This is a genomic window from Pseudomonas sp. 9.1(2019) (assembly GCF_009910445.1).
GTDB lineage: Bacteria > Pseudomonadota > Gammaproteobacteria > Pseudomonadales > Pseudomonadaceae > Aquipseudomonas > Aquipseudomonas paraversuta.
Window position 1 is genome coordinate 145,334 of the sequence record NZ_VBWF01000004.1, and the last position, 13,957, is coordinate 159,290.

A 13,957-nucleotide genomic window follows, 5' to 3' on the forward strand; every position below is an offset into this window, starting at 1 on the left:
GAATGGAAGTCAGCAAAACCAAAAGCAGCTTTTACCGGCGCCTGTATGTGGCCTGGTTGATCGACAGCCAGACCGCCAGCAGTGTTCCAGCCCTGACCGAGGTCACCGGTATGCCGCGCCGTACCGCCCAGGACACCATCGCCGCGCTGGCCGATCTGGACATCGTCTGCGAATTCGAGCAGCAGGATGGTGCCCGCAATCATGCCGGCCGCTATCAGATTCACAGCTGGGGCCCGGTCGACAAGGCCTGGATCGGCCAGCATCTGGCGCAGATCAAGCAGGTACTCGGTTATCCCTGAGGTGTTTGATTACGGCGCATGCCGATATGCGGGATGTCATCTTCAAGATAGATTTCGCCCTCGGCGCTAAACCCGTGTTGCTCATAGAACGGCTGCAAATGAGCCTGGGCTGACATGAACACGGGTTGCCCGGGCCAGTAGTCATCGATATTTTCCAGTGCTTGAGCCAGCAGCTCGTGCCCCAGCTTTTGCCCGCGGCCCGCGGGGGCAATGATCACCCGGCCAATGACCACATCACCGCCCTGGGAATCAGGATCGAGCAGCCGGGCGTATGCCACCAGCTGGTTGTTCTGCCAGCCCATCAGGTGCAGGGTATCGCCACTGAGGTCTTGTCCATCGACGTCCTGATAGGCGCATTTTTGCTCGACGACAAATACCTCCGAACGCAGCTCCAGTATGGCGTAGAGCTGCTCCTTGCCCAGATCGGTGTGGTGTTTGCAGAGCCAGTCAGTGGTCACGGTCCAGTCCTTGTGCGAGAAAACGATCAGCGGATAGTAGGCCCGAAGCCCGGTGGCGCCAAGCGCTAAGGCGCTTTGATCAAATGCGCAGCCAGGGTCCGCAATGGCCCCAGCTGACGGCAAATCAGCGCCAGCTGGGTTTGCACCAGGCGCTGGCTTTCGTCGAGCTCATCCGGCATCTGTTCCAGCTCATTGGCCAGCGCTTCTTCTTCGTCACTCTGCACCGCCACGGCCTGTTTGGTGGTCAGGCCTTGAGCGATCAGGTCGATGCTGTCAGCGATCCTGCGCCCAGCGCCTTCGATCAAGTGCTCGCGAATGTCGCTGGGCAACCGGGTATCGCGGTGCGCGCCCAGGCCCGACAAATAGCTGAGCAGGGTGTGTGAAAGCACCAAAAAGCGGAAGCCCATATCGGCATCCTTTCGGAAGTGCCCCGGCTCCATCAGCATGTTGGCCAGTGTGGTCGACAGGGCAGCATCGGCGTTGTGGGCGTTGCGCCGCGCCAGACGATACGCCAGGTCGTCACTTTTGCCCTGGGCGTACTGGTGCATGATTTGCCGCAGGTATTGACTGTTGCAACTCAAGGTATTGGCCAGCACCTGATTCAGGCGTCGGCCCTGCCAGTCAGGCAAGAACAGGAACACCGCTGCGGCAGCAATCACGCTGCCCACCAGGGTATCGAACAGTCTTGGCAGAAACAGCCCGTAACCGTCGCCCACCTGATTGAAGCAAAACAGAATCATCAGGGTGATGGCGGCAGTGCTCAAGGTGTAGCGGGTAGTGCGGTTGATAAAGAACACCACCCCGGCCACCACCGCGAACATCGATTGCACCAGCGGGTTGGGGAACAGGTCGAACAGCGCCCAGCCCACGGCCAGGCCGATGGCCGTACCTATGATCCGCTGGCTGAACTTGCGGCGTGTCGCGCCGTAACTCGGCTGGCACACAAACAGCGTGGTGAGGATGATCCAGTAACCCTGGCTGGGGTGAATCCAGTGCACCATCGCAAAGCCGATGGACAACGCCAACGGCAGGCGCAGGGCGTGGCGGAAAATCAGCGAAGTGGGGGTGAGGTGCTGGCGCAAGCGCGACCACACATCCTTGAGGTTGCGCGGCGAACGATCCAGCAGGCTGCTGTCGGTGGCATCGGCAAGGCTGTCAGGGTTGCTGGCATCGCTTAGCAGGCGGTCCAGCGTACCGAGGTTGGCGGCCAGCGCCCGCAGTGAACGCAACAGCCCGCGCCAGGCCGGGTTGCTCTGGATGCGCAGATGCTCCAGGGAGGCGTGCAGATCGCCCAGGGCCTCGGCAAAGCTGTCGTCATAGACGAATGGCTGGCGCAGCTTGATCGACTCTGACAAGCGCTGGCAGGCCACGCCTTGCTGGCGCAACAGACGCTGGCAGCGGAACATCACATCGCTGTGAAAGAACGCCTCGGCCAGTGCGTTGTACGGGTAATGGGAGGAGCTGGCGCGCTCGTGGATGTCCTGCGCGAGGAAGTACAACTTGAGGTAGCGGCTGAGCTTGGACCCCGGCCTGGAGTTGCCGACCCGGTGCAAAATGATTTCCTTGGCGCTGTTCAGGGCGGCCACCACCTTGCCGTTCTGGCGTGCCAGTTCCAGCCGGCCGGCCTCGACATCCAGCTTGCGCACGGGCTCGAACAGCGAGGACTTGATCTTCAGATACAGGCCCAGCTCCCAGAACAGCCGCGCCAGGCTTTGCTGTACCGGCTGGTGGGAAAACAGGGCCTGCCACAGTACCGACAGCAGCCCGTACCAGGCCGCGCCCGCCACCAGCAGCAAGGGCTCGTGCCAGAAATTGAGCACTTCCCCGCCGCGCTGATCGACACCGATCATGGTGTACACGGCCAGAATCAGCGTGGCTGAGGCAATCGCCCCGTAGCGCTCGCCCAGCGCCCCGAGCATGGTCAGGCCGAAGCTGGCCAGCGCCAGTGCGCAGACCATCAACCAGGGGTAGGGGAAAAGTAATTCGACACTGAAGGCCGAGGCACTGAAACACACCAGGGTCACCAGCAACGCGTTCAGTCGGCCTTGCCAGCTGTCATCGGTCTCGGACAGGGCGCTGGCGATAATCCCCAGGAACAGCGGGATCAGCAGTGACATCTCGTCCTGATACCAGCAAAAAGCCATGCTGCCGGTCAGGGCGATAAATACGCGAACGCTGTAACTGAACTTGTCCCGTGCCCACAAGCGGCGCAGGGACTGACTGAAGGAGGTCGATGACATGGAGGTGGCGGTGCCTGGCTCGTATTTCGCTAAATTGAGCCAGATAAGACGACAGCGCAATGACACTCTTCACATCGGACACAAAATATTTTTTGACTCAGACTCTGTAGCCGCAGCCTTCGACAGCGGCCACAGGGTGACGTCGTCAGACGAACTGCGCCGCGGCGTACCCCGAAGCCCACGCCCACTGGAAGTTGAAACCGCCCAGATGGCCGCTCACATCCAGCACTTCACCGACAAAGTACAAGCCGGGGCTCTTCAGCGACTCCATGGTCTTGGATGACACTTCACGGGTATCGACCCCGCCCAGTGTCACTTCCGCGGTGCGATAGCCCTCGGTGCCGGCCGGTACCACTTTCCAGCACGCCAGCCTGTCAGCCACTTCCGCCAGCTCGCCCGGGGTGTATTGCTTCATGGGCTTGGACACAAACCAGTGCTCGGCCAGCAAGTTGGCCATCTTCTTGGTGAAAATCTCACCGAGCAGAGTCTTCAGTTCGCTGTTCGGGCGTTCGGCCTGCTGGGTGTGCAGCCAGCTCAGCGCGTCGAGGTCGGGCAGCAGGTTGATTTCAACCGTATCGCCGGAGTTCCAGAACGACGAAATCTGCAAGATCGCCGGTCCGCTCAAACCGCGGTGGGTGAACAGGATATTTTCCCTGAAGCTCTGATCGTTGCAGCTCACCAGGCAGTCCACCGAAGTACCGGAGAGCTCGGTGCAAATCTCTTTGAGCTGATCGGTGATGGTGAAGGGCACCAGACCTGCGCGGGTCGGCAGCAAGGTGTGACCAAACTGTCTGGCCACTTGATAGCCGAAACCGGTGGCGCCGAGGGTCGGAATCGACAGGCCGCCGGTGGCGATCACCAGCGACTGACAGTTCAACTGATCCAGGGTGGTGTTGAGGCTGTAGCCGGTTTCGGTTTTTTCGATCTGCTCCACCGAGGTGTCCAGGTGCAGGCTGACGCCGGCCTGTTGGCACTCGCTCAGGAGCATTTCGAGGATGTCGCTGGATTTGTTATCGCAAAACAGCTGGCCGAGTTTCTTCTCGTGGTAGGGCACGCCGTGCTTGCTGACCAGTTCGATGAAATCCCATTGGGTGTAACGCGCCAGCGCCGACTTGCAGAAGTGCGGGTTCTGCGACAGGAAATTGTTCGGTTCGGTGTACATGTTGGTGAAGTTGCAGCGGCCACCGCCCGACATCAGGATCTTCTTGCCCGCCTTGTTGGCGTGGTCAATCAGCATCACCTTGCGCCCACGCCCGGCAGCGCTCAGCGCGCACATCAAACCTGCGGCGCCAGCGCCAATAATCACAACGTCGGTAGAGCGCAAAGCGGTGTCCTCACAAAAATTCTCTGTTTAAAAGCACTGTGGGAGCTGACTTGCCAGCGATGCAGGCAACCCGGTCCGAGGTGCTGACATCGCCGGCAAGCCAGCTCCCACAATGAGTGTGTCGTTTGGGTTTACAAAACCCGGACGCGCAGTACGCGGCCTTTGATTTTGCCTTCGCTCAGGCGCTGGGCCGCTTGCTTGGCAATAGTGCGGTCAACGGCCACGTAGGCCTGGAAGTCAAAGATCGCGATCTTGCCGACCTGGGCGCCGGGGATGCCCGCGTCGCCAGTCAGGGCGCCAAGGATGTCGCCCGGGCGAACCTTGTCTTTACGGCCTGCACCAATCACCAGAGTGCTCATGGCCGGCAGCAATGGCGCGCCGCCCTGGGATTTCAGGGTGTCCAGGGTTTCCCAGTTCAGCGGGGCTTTCTGCAGTTGCTCGATGGCCTGGGCGCGGTGCGCTTCGGACGGAGCAACCAGGCTGATCGCCACCCCTTTTTCGCCCGCACGACCGGTACGGCCGACACGGTGAATGTGGATTTCCGAATCGCGGGCCAGTTCGACGTTGAGCACCATGTCCAGTGCATCGATGTCCAGACCACGGGCGGCAACGTCTGTGGCTACCAGTACCGAAGTCGAACGGTTGGCGAACATCGCCAGTACCTGGTCACGGTCGCGCTGTTCCAGGTCGCCGTGCAGGCCGACGGCGGAAATGCCCTTGGAGGTCAGGTGATCAACGGTTTCCTGAACCTGCTGCTTGGTGAAGCAGAAAGCCACGCACGATTGCGGACGGAAATGCGCGAGCACTTTGGTCACGGCGTCCATGCGCTCTTCAGGCGAGATTTCGTAGAAACGTTGCTCGATCTGGCTGTCAGTGTGCAAGGCCTCAGCTTTTACCTGCTGCGGGTTGCGCATGAACTTGGACGACAGTTGCTTGATACCGACCGGGTAGGTGGCCGAGAACAACAGGGTCTGACGGCGTTCCGGAGTCTGGCGGATGATGTCTTCGATGGCATCGTAGAAGCCCATGTCGAGCATGCGGTCAGCTTCGTCGAGTACCAGAGTGTTGAGGCCGTCGAGTTTCAGCGAGCCTTTGCGCAAGTGCTGCTGGATGCGCCCCGGGGTGCCGACGATGATGTGCGCGCCGTGCTCCAGCGAACCGATCTGCGGGCCGAAGGACACGCCGCCACACAGGGTCAGCACCTTGATGTTGTCTTCGGCGCGAGCCAGACGGCGGATCTCTTTGGCAACCTGGTCAGCGAGTTCGCGGGTCGGGCAGATCACAAGGGCCTGGCAACCGAAGAAACGCGGGTTGATCGGGTTCAGCAGGCCGATGCCGAAGGCGGCAGTTTTGCCGCTGCCGGTCTTCGCCTGGGCGATCAGGTCCATGCCTTTGAGGATCACCGGCAAGCTCTGCGCCTGGATCGGCGTCATCTGGGCATAACCGAGGGAGTCGAGGTTAGCCAGCATGGCGGCGGACAGAGGCAGAGAGTTAAAAGCGGTGGCAATGGTGGTCACGAGACTGGCCTGCAAAACAAAATGTCGCGCAGTGTAACAGCCCTATGCCCTTAGCCTGAACATTCTGGACGAGTTGTCATCTGAACCCTGACAACTCTGTAGGAGCGAGCTGTTAAAAAGCTCGCTCCTACAGGTGTTGCGTTCTTAATGCTCCAGGTCGTGCTCCGAGTTGGCCTTGGGCTTGCGCCCGTCCTTGGGTGACAGCTGCAGGAAGATCGCGGCCGCCAGCATTGCCATGATGCCCACTGTCAGGAAGGTCAGCTGGAATGCTCCAAGTACCGTATCCACCCCCTCATCGCCGCCATCGCCGGTAAAACCGCCGAGCAGGGCCCCGGCGCACGCCACACCCAGGCTCAAGGACAGCTGCGCGACCACCGACAGCAAACTGTTGCCGCTGCTGGCGCTGGCGTCGTCGAGGTCGATCAGGGTCACAGTGTTCATGGCCGTGAATTGCAGCGAGTTGATCGCGCCCAGAACGGCCAGCATCCCCAGCAGCAGCGGGTACGGCGTGTGCTCGGTGACCAGGCCCATGCTGGCCAGCATCAGGCCCAGGGCAAAGGTATTGGTCGTGAGCACGGTGCGATAGCCCACGCGCTCGATCAGCGGCCGCGCCACCCACTTGGCCAGCATTGCGGCGGCCGCCAGTGGCAGCATGCTCATCCCGGCCTGGGACGGCGAATAGCCCAGGGCGACCTGCAGCAGCAGCGGCACCAGAAACGGCAAGGCGCCGCTGCCGAGCCGGGCAAACAGGTTGCCCAATATACCCACGGCAAAGGTCCTGGTTTTAAACAGCACCGGCGAGAACAGCGGGTTGCTGATATTGCCTGCCCGCAGCCAATAGGCCGCCAGGCACGCCAGCCCCGCGAACAGCAGCAACATCACCCGCAGGTGCGGCATGTGCAATTCGCCCAGGCCTTCCATGGCAATGGTGATAAACACCATCGCGGCGCCAAACAGCACAAAGCCCAGGGTATCGAAGCGCGTACGCTCGCTGCCGCGCAGGTCCGGGATGAAGTGCCAGACCGCCCAGCAGCCGAGCATTCCGACGGGCAGGTTGATCAGGAAAATCCAGTGCCAGCTCAGGTACTGCACCATCCAGCCGCCCATGGTCGGCCCGATCAGGGGGCCGAGCAAACCGGGGATGGTGATAAAGCCCATGATCCGCACCAGCTCCGAACGCGGATAAGCCTTGAGCACCACCAGTCGCCCGATGGGCAGCATCAAGGCACCGCCCAGGCCCTGGACGATACGTGCGCCGATCAGCTCGTTGAGCGTGCCGGACAGCGCGCACAGCAACGAACCGAAACTGAACAGGAGGATGGCGCTGAAGAAGATCTTTTTGGTGCCGAAGCGGTCGGCGATCCAGCCTGATGCCGGGATCAGCAGTGCAACGGTAAGCATGTAGGCGACGATCACGCCCTGCATGCGCAGCGGGTTTTCTTTCAGGTCGCTGGCCATGTCGGGCAGTGCGGTATTGAGGATGGTGCCGTCGAGCGACTGCATGAAAAACGCGATGGCCACTACCCAGGGCAACCAGCGAAGGACTTCAGGACTTAGAACCGGACGTACGGGCATAGGACCTCTTTTTATGAACAGTCGAGAACCCGCTGCGGGGCCGGTTGGCCCCACTCTGTGGGAGCCGGCTTGCCGGCGATGGTCAGGAAAGCCCAGTTGCACCAATCGCCGGCAAGCCGGTTCCCACAGTGGGCAGGGGGGTTAAAGCGTCAATGTCAGTTTTTTTACCAGTGCCCCCGGCAACAGGTTTGACGCGGTCTGGCGCTGGTCATAGGTGCTGGCCGACAACAGCAGCTCGCGCTCCACGGTCAGTGCTTCAAGTTGTGAACCCAGCAGACTATAGACGCTGTCATCAAAGCGCATGGTGTTGACCGGTGCCTTGATTTCGCCGTTTTCCACCCAGAACGTGGCGAAGCGCGTCATGCCGGTCAGGCGTGCCGCCGACTGGTCGGAGTAGTTCAGGTACCACAGGTTGCTGATGTATAGCCCGGTACCCAACTGCTTGAGGATATCGGCCTGTTCCAGGCTGCCCGCTGCCATCGCCAGTGCGCTGGGCCCTTCACCCCAGGGCGCGCCGTTGACCTCGAGGCCGTACTCGGCAGCACTGCGCGAGCCCACCAGTTGCTGGTTGGCCTTGCCGTGCCTGACCAGCGACAGGTCCTGGCGCGGATAACCCTCAGCGGAAAACGCCGGGCTCAGGGACTGGCTGACCTGTTCGTCCAGCGACACCAGCGTGCTCAGCTGCGCATCGCCGGCGTAGAGTTTTTGCAGCGGGCTGTACTTGCTGGCCAGGGCCTGGGCCGAAAACCCACCCCAGCTCAACATGCTCATCACTTCTTCCAGTGCCGCCGGAGCCAGATAAGCACGGTATTCGCCGGGTGCCAGGGCATGTAACGGACGATCCAGATAGGCCAGCTGTTCGCGGGCCGATTGCATGCGCCGGGCAAAGCCCTCGCTGTCCCAGTCGGCCCCGGCGTAGCTGGCTTTGACCGCCTGGCCGTTGCTGTGGAACAGGCTCCAGTCAAAATTGAAACTGTTGGCCTGATGCCAGCCCAGTGCGCCTTCGGAGCTGGCGTAGCCATAGCTGATCGGGCCGCTGGCATAAAAGCCCACCAGATCGATGCCCTCGGCGGCGCGGCGGATTTCCTCCAGCACCCGGGCGGTGTCCGGCAACGGCTGGTCCTGCACATTGTGGCTTTGCCACGGCTCGGGGTTGAGCAGCAGCCAGGGATCAACCGGCAGCAGGGGCAGGGTGTCGCGCAATTGTTGCAGTGCTTCGGACAAGCGCTGCTGATCGACCTCCAGTTCACCGGCGAGGGTGATGCTGACGTCAGCGTGACGCCCGTTGTCGATCAGCTTCAGGCTCAGGCTCGCCTGCTGCACCAACCCTGCCTGGCGTACCTTGCCCTTGTTGAAACGAATAAATTCCGAGGCTTCGGCATTGTAGTCCAGGGTGAATTGCTCGGGACTGCGCAGCGCATCGCGCAGCCACTGCACCAGTGCCTTGAACTGCCCGGCCTGACTCATTGGGGTACTCATCAGGCATCACCTCCAAACACGTCGATATTACTGAACACGCAGGCCGGGGATGCATGGCCCACCCGGATCACCTGATTGGGTTCGCCTTTGCCGCAGTTGGGGGTACCCAGCACCTTGAACGTGCTGGCGTCGCCCACGGCGCTCAGGTTGCGCCAGAACTGCTCGGAGATACCGCGGTAGTTGGGGTTCTTGACCACGCCCTTGAGTTCACCGTTTTCGATCAACTGACCCCATTCGCAGCCGAACTGGAATTTGTTGCGCGCATCGTCAATCGACCATGAGCGGTTGGTGGCCATCAGGATTCCGTTTTCGATATTGCCAATCAGTTGCGCCATCGACTGGTCGCCGGGTTCGATATTGAGGTTGGCCATACGGTCTATCGGTGGACGATTCCAGCTGCAGGCGCGGCTGTTGGCTACGCCGTCGAGACCTGCGCGAAATTGCGACAGCGCTCCGCCCAAAGGCCGCAGCAGCAAACCTTCACGGATCAGGAACTCCTTGTGCGCCGGGGTACCGTCGTCGTCAAAGCTGTAGCTGGCCAACTGCTCGGCAATGGTCGGGTCGAAGGTCACGTTGAGCAGCCTGGAGCCGTATTGCAGGTTGCCGAAGTCACCGGCCTTGACGAAGCTGGTGCCCGCGTAATTGCGCTCGTCGCCCAGAATGCGGTCAAGCTCCAGCGGGTGGCCGATGGACTCGTGAATCTGCAGAATCATCTGATCGGGCAGCAACAGCAGATCGCGCTGGCCCTGGGGCGTGTTGGGCGCAAGCAGCAACTGCAGGGCTTGCTCGGCGACCTGGGGCGCGGCGCCGATCAAGCCGCAGCGGCCAATCACATCCACGCCGCCTTGCTGGCCAAAGTTTTCCCGGCCCAGGCTGCGGGTCTGGCTGTCATTGCCGTCATAGGCGGTGACGCTCATGCCCGGAAACACGAAGCGCTGGGCCCGGCGCAACTCGGCGCCGGCGCTGTTGAGATAAATCTGCTCGACGTGATTGAGTCCCAGGGACACGTCCCAGCTCACCAGTCGCGGGTCTTTGGGCACGGCTGCCGACTCGGCGCCCAGCAGCTCAAAGCACTGGCTGAGGGACGGGAATGTCTGGTCCAGATCGGGCGAGTAATAGTCGGCGCGTTCCCGGGATACCGGTTCCAGGGTCAGGTCGAGCAACGCGTGGGGCGTGATCAGGCGGGCCTGGGCCTCGGCACGATCCAGGGCGGCCTGCAAACCGGCCTGTGACAGGTCGTTGGTGGCGGCATAGGCTTCAACGCCCTTGACCCGCACGGTCAGCATCGCGCCCTGGTCGTGACTGAAGGCAGGAGGTTCTGCAACGTTCTTGCGTACCGACAGGTGTTGCCCGGACTCGCGCACATAACGCAACGAAAAGAACTCGGCCCGGGTGCGCAACGCGGCAAAGCGCTGCTTGAGCTGAGGGTAGAAATCGAACATGCACAGACCTCCGAACATCGGAAAGTGTATCGAAGCTTGGGTTTGGGAACTGAAGCGAGGCACTAGAGTAGGCCTGCGTTGAGGCCGGGACAAGCGGGGAGGGATGAAACTGCAGCGGTTGCGGGAGCGGGCTTGCCCGTGATGCGCACGACCCGGTACTTCAGGCAAATCGAGGTGATGCTATAGCGGGCAAGCCCGCTCCCACAGCAGCAGGAACGGGCTCAATCGCAATCGCGGTTACTGCGCGGTACGGCTCACATCACGCAGCGGCTTGCCGCGTACCGGTGCATCGCCTGCAACGTAGTAGCTGGCTGTGCTGCGCGGCAGTGGCGCACGACCACGGATCTTGTCGGCGATTTTCTCGGCGATCATGATCGTTGGTGCGTTGAGGTTGCCGGTGGTGATCAGCGGCATGATCGACGCATCGACTACCCGCAGACCCTGCATGCCATGCACCCGGCCTTCGCCGTCCACTACGGCCATTTCGTCGGTACCCATCTTGCACGAGCAGGAAGGGTGGAACGCCGTTTCCGCGTGTTCACGGATAAAGGTGTCCAGCTCTTCGTCAGTCTGCTTGTCGATACCCGGGCTGATTTCACGGCCACGGTAAGCGTCCAGAGCCGGTTGCTGCATGATTTCCCGGGTCAGGCGGATGCCGTCACGGAATTCCTGCCAGTCCTGCTCGGCCGCCATGTAGTTGAACAGGATGCTCGGGTACTCGCGCGGGTCCTTGGACTTGACGTTGATCCGGCCCCGGCTCGGCGAACGCATGGAACCCATGTGTGCCTGGAAACCGTGCTCTTTCACACCGTTGCTGCCGTTGTAGTTAATCGCAACCGGCAGGAAGTGGTACTGGATGTTCGGCCATTCGAACTCTTCGCGGGTACGGATAAAACCGCCTGCTTCGAACTGGTTGCTGGCGCCGATGCCTTTGCCCAGGAACAACCACTCGGCACCGATGGCCGGCTGGTTGTACCACAGCAAGGACGGGTACAGCGAAACCGGCTGGGTGCATGCGTATTGCAGATACAGCTCCAGGTGGTCCTGCAGGTTCTGGCCGACGCCCGGCAGGTCGTGAACCACCGGGATATCGAGGCTGTTGAGCAGTTCGGCCGGGCCGACGCCGGAGCGTTGCAGCACGGTTGGCGAACCGATCGCGCCGCTGCACAGCAGCACTTCTTTACGGGCCTTGGCCAGAATGCGGGTGTCGCTGTCGCCGACCATGTAGGAAACGCCAACCGCACGCTTGCCTTCAAACTCGATCTTGTCGGTCAGGGCGTGGGTGACGATGGTCAGGGTCGAACGCTGCTTGGCGGTGTCCAGGTAACCGCGAGCGGTACTGGCACGACGACCGTTTGGCGTGACGGTACGGTCCATCGGGCCGAAACCTTCCTGCTGGTAGCCGTTCAGGTCTTCGGTACGCGGGTAGCCTGCCTGTACGCCGGCTTCAACCATGGCGTGGAACAACACGTTGTTCCCCGCTTTTGGCGTAGTCACGCTGACCGGGCCATCACCGCCGTGGTAATCGTTGGCGCCGATGTCGCGGGTTTCCGCTTTACGGAAGTACGGCAGGCAGTTCAGGTAATCCCAGTCTTCGAGGCCTGGCAGTTTTGCCCAGCCGTCGTAGTCCATCGCGTTGCCACGGATGTAGCACATGCCGTTGATCAGGGAAGAACCGCCCAGACCTTTGCCACGGCCACATTCCATGCGGCGGTTGTCCATGTGGGGTTCCGGATCGGTTTCAAAGGCCCAGTTGTAGCGACGGCCTTGCAGCGGAAACGCCAGAGCCGCGGGCATCTGGGTCCGGAAATCTAAACGGTAGTCCGGGCCGCCTGCTTCGAGCAGCAGCACGGTGACGCCTTCGTCTTCAGTCAGACGGGTCGCCAGGGTGTTACCGGCAGAGCCGGCACCAATGATGATGTAATCGAATTCTTGGGACATAAAATGCACCCTCTTTGAAGTTGGTCAGGTCATGGCGAGCGCTTTGCCCTCGATCGCCGGCAAGCCGGGCTCCCACAAAGTGCGTGGGAGCTGGCGTGCCGGCGCTGGGGGCGCTGGCTTAGAACACCGAAACGTAATCGCCCAACTCAACCTGTACCGATTTGATCTGGGTGTACTGCGCCAAGGAGCTGATACCGTTTTCGCGGCCAATACCCGACTGCTTGTAGCCGCCTACCGGCATTTTTGCGTCGGACTCGCCCCAGGCATTGATCCAGCAAATGCCCGCTTCCAGCTGATGAATCACGCGGTGGGCGCGGTTCAGGTCTTTGGTCACGACACCGGCAGCCAGGCCGAACTCGGTATCGTTGGCGCGACGGATCACTTCTTCTTCGGTGTCGTAGGTGAGGATGCTCATCACCGGGCCAAAGATTTCTTCTTTGACGATGGTCATCTCATCGGTGCAGTCGGTGAACACGGTCGGTGCCACGAATGCGCCCTTGGCCAGGTCACCCTGGGTCAGACGTTCGCCGCCGCACAGGAGGCGGGCGCCTTCTTCCTTGCCCTTGGCAATGTAGCCCAGCACGCTTTCCATATGAGCAAAGCTGACCAGCGGACCGAAGTTGGTGTTTTCGTCTTCCGGGTTGCCGATACGAATACGGGCAACGCGCTCCAGAATCTTGGCTTCGAACGCTGCTTTCAGTGCGGTCGGTACGAACACGCGGGTGCCGTTGGTGCACACCTGGCCCGAGCTGTAGAAGTTGGCCATCATCGCGGTGTCAGCCGCGCGATCCAGGTCGGCGTCGTCAAAAATGATCAGCGGCGACTTGCCGCCCAGTTCCATGGTCACTTCTTTGAGCGAAGAGCTGGTGGCGCTGGAGGTGACTTTCTTGCCGGTGTCGGTGCCGCCGGTGAACGAGATTTTCTCGATGCGCGGGTGCTCGGTCAGCCAGGTGCCGACTTCGCGGCCGCTGCCGGTCAGTACGTTGAACACGCCGTCCGGTACGCCGGCAGCGGTGTAGATCTCGGCCAGTTTCAAGGTGGTCAGGGAAGTGACTTCACTTGGCTTGAAGATCATCGCGTTACCGGCGGCCAGTGCCGGTGCGGATTTCCACAAAGCGATCTGGATCGGGTAGTTCCATGCGCCGATACCGGCCACAACGCCCAGCGGCTCGCGACGGGTGTAAACGAACGAAGTGTTGCGCAGCGGGATCTGCTCGCCCTGAATGGCGGGCACCAGGCCTGCGTAGTATTCCAGTACGTCGGCACCGGTCACGATGTCCACGTAACGGGTTTCGGAGTACGACTTGCCGGTGTCCAGGGTTTCCAGGGCAGCCAGTTCATCGTTGCGCTCGCGCAGGATGTCCACGGCCCGGCGCAGGATGCGCGAACGCTCCACGGCAGTCATGGCAGCCCAGATTTTCTGGCCTTTTTCGGCGCTGACAACAGCGCGCTCAACGTCTTCTTTAGTCGCACGTTGCACTTGCGCAAGGACTTCGCCGTTAGCCGGGTTGATGGCATCGAAGGTTGCATCGCTGCTGGCGTCGGTGTAGCCGCCGTCGATGTAGAGTTTTTGCAGTTCGAAACGGGCCATAAAATCCTCGCAAGTGCATAAGTGGTTGGCGTTCATCGTGAACCTGGATGCCATCTAACTGGGGCAACTCAGATTCACGACAGTTCAGGGG

General features: G+C 61.3%; 10 protein-coding genes. 1 reads left to right on the forward strand and 9 read right to left on the reverse strand.

All coding sequences use genetic code 11. The annotated features are described in order from the left end of the window. Nucleotides 1-2: 2 nt before the first annotated feature. The gene (locus FEZ21_RS05260) at nucleotides 3-299 is read left to right on the forward strand and encodes a helix-turn-helix domain-containing protein (RefSeq protein WP_004419599.1); all 297 of its coding nucleotides are present in this window, start codon (nucleotides 3-5) and stop codon (nucleotides 297-299) included. Here FEZ21_RS05260 and FEZ21_RS05265 read toward each other — a convergent pair. From FEZ21_RS05265 to betB, 9 genes are all read right to left on the reverse strand, one after another. Continuing rightward, nucleotides 290-757: a GNAT family N-acetyltransferase gene (locus tag FEZ21_RS05265; protein WP_004419598.1), complete on the reverse strand. Its 468-nt coding sequence runs from the start codon at nucleotides 755-757 to the stop codon at nucleotides 290-292. The genes FEZ21_RS05260 and FEZ21_RS05265 overlap by 10 nt on opposite strands. A gap of 65 nt (nucleotides 758-822) precedes the next feature. Continuing rightward, a complete protein-coding gene (gene yccS, locus FEZ21_RS05270) occupies nucleotides 823-2,997 on the reverse strand; it encodes a YccS family putative transporter (RefSeq protein WP_004419597.1) in 2,175 nt (724 codons plus the stop codon). 145 nt (nucleotides 2,998-3,142) lie between these two features. Next, entirely contained in the window at nucleotides 3,143-4,321 is a 1,179-nt protein-coding gene (locus FEZ21_RS05275) for an NAD(P)/FAD-dependent oxidoreductase (RefSeq protein ID WP_010656692.1), read from the reverse strand. Between the two features lie 131 nt (nucleotides 4,322-4,452). After that, on the reverse strand, nucleotides 4,453-5,790 hold the full coding sequence (gene dbpA / locus FEZ21_RS05280; protein WP_232286864.1) for an ATP-dependent RNA helicase DbpA: 1,338 nt from the start codon (nucleotides 5,788-5,790) through the stop codon (nucleotides 4,453-4,455). 192 nt (nucleotides 5,791-5,982) lie between these two features. Next, complete coding sequence (mdtD, locus tag FEZ21_RS05285; RefSeq protein WP_004419591.1) at nucleotides 5,983-7,413, reverse strand: multidrug transporter subunit MdtD; 1,431 nt, start codon at nucleotides 7,411-7,413, stop codon at nucleotides 5,983-5,985. Nucleotides 7,414-7,554: 141 nt separating this feature from the next. Next, entirely contained in the window at nucleotides 7,555-8,892 is a 1,338-nt protein-coding gene (locus tag FEZ21_RS05290; protein ID WP_160626605.1) for a TldD/PmbA family protein, read from the reverse strand. After that, nucleotides 8,892-10,334 (reverse strand): TldD/PmbA family protein, encoded by a 1,443-nt coding sequence (locus FEZ21_RS05295; RefSeq protein ID WP_010656690.1) that lies wholly within the window; start codon nucleotides 10,332-10,334, stop codon nucleotides 8,892-8,894. Before FEZ21_RS05295 ends, FEZ21_RS05290 begins: the two co-directional genes overlap by 1 nt. Before the next feature lie 237 nt (nucleotides 10,335-10,571). Further along, on the reverse strand, nucleotides 10,572-12,275 hold the full coding sequence (betA, locus tag FEZ21_RS05300; RefSeq protein ID WP_004419586.1) for a choline dehydrogenase: 1,704 nt from the start codon (nucleotides 12,273-12,275) through the stop codon (nucleotides 10,572-10,574). Nucleotides 12,276-12,393: 118 nt separating this feature from the next. Next, nucleotides 12,394-13,866 carry a betaine-aldehyde dehydrogenase gene (gene betB / locus FEZ21_RS05305; RefSeq protein WP_160626607.1) on the reverse strand — a complete coding sequence of 491 codons (1,473 nt, stop codon included), beginning with the start codon at nucleotides 13,864-13,866 and terminating at the stop codon, nucleotides 12,394-12,396. Nucleotides 13,867-13,957: the final 91 nt, after the last annotated feature.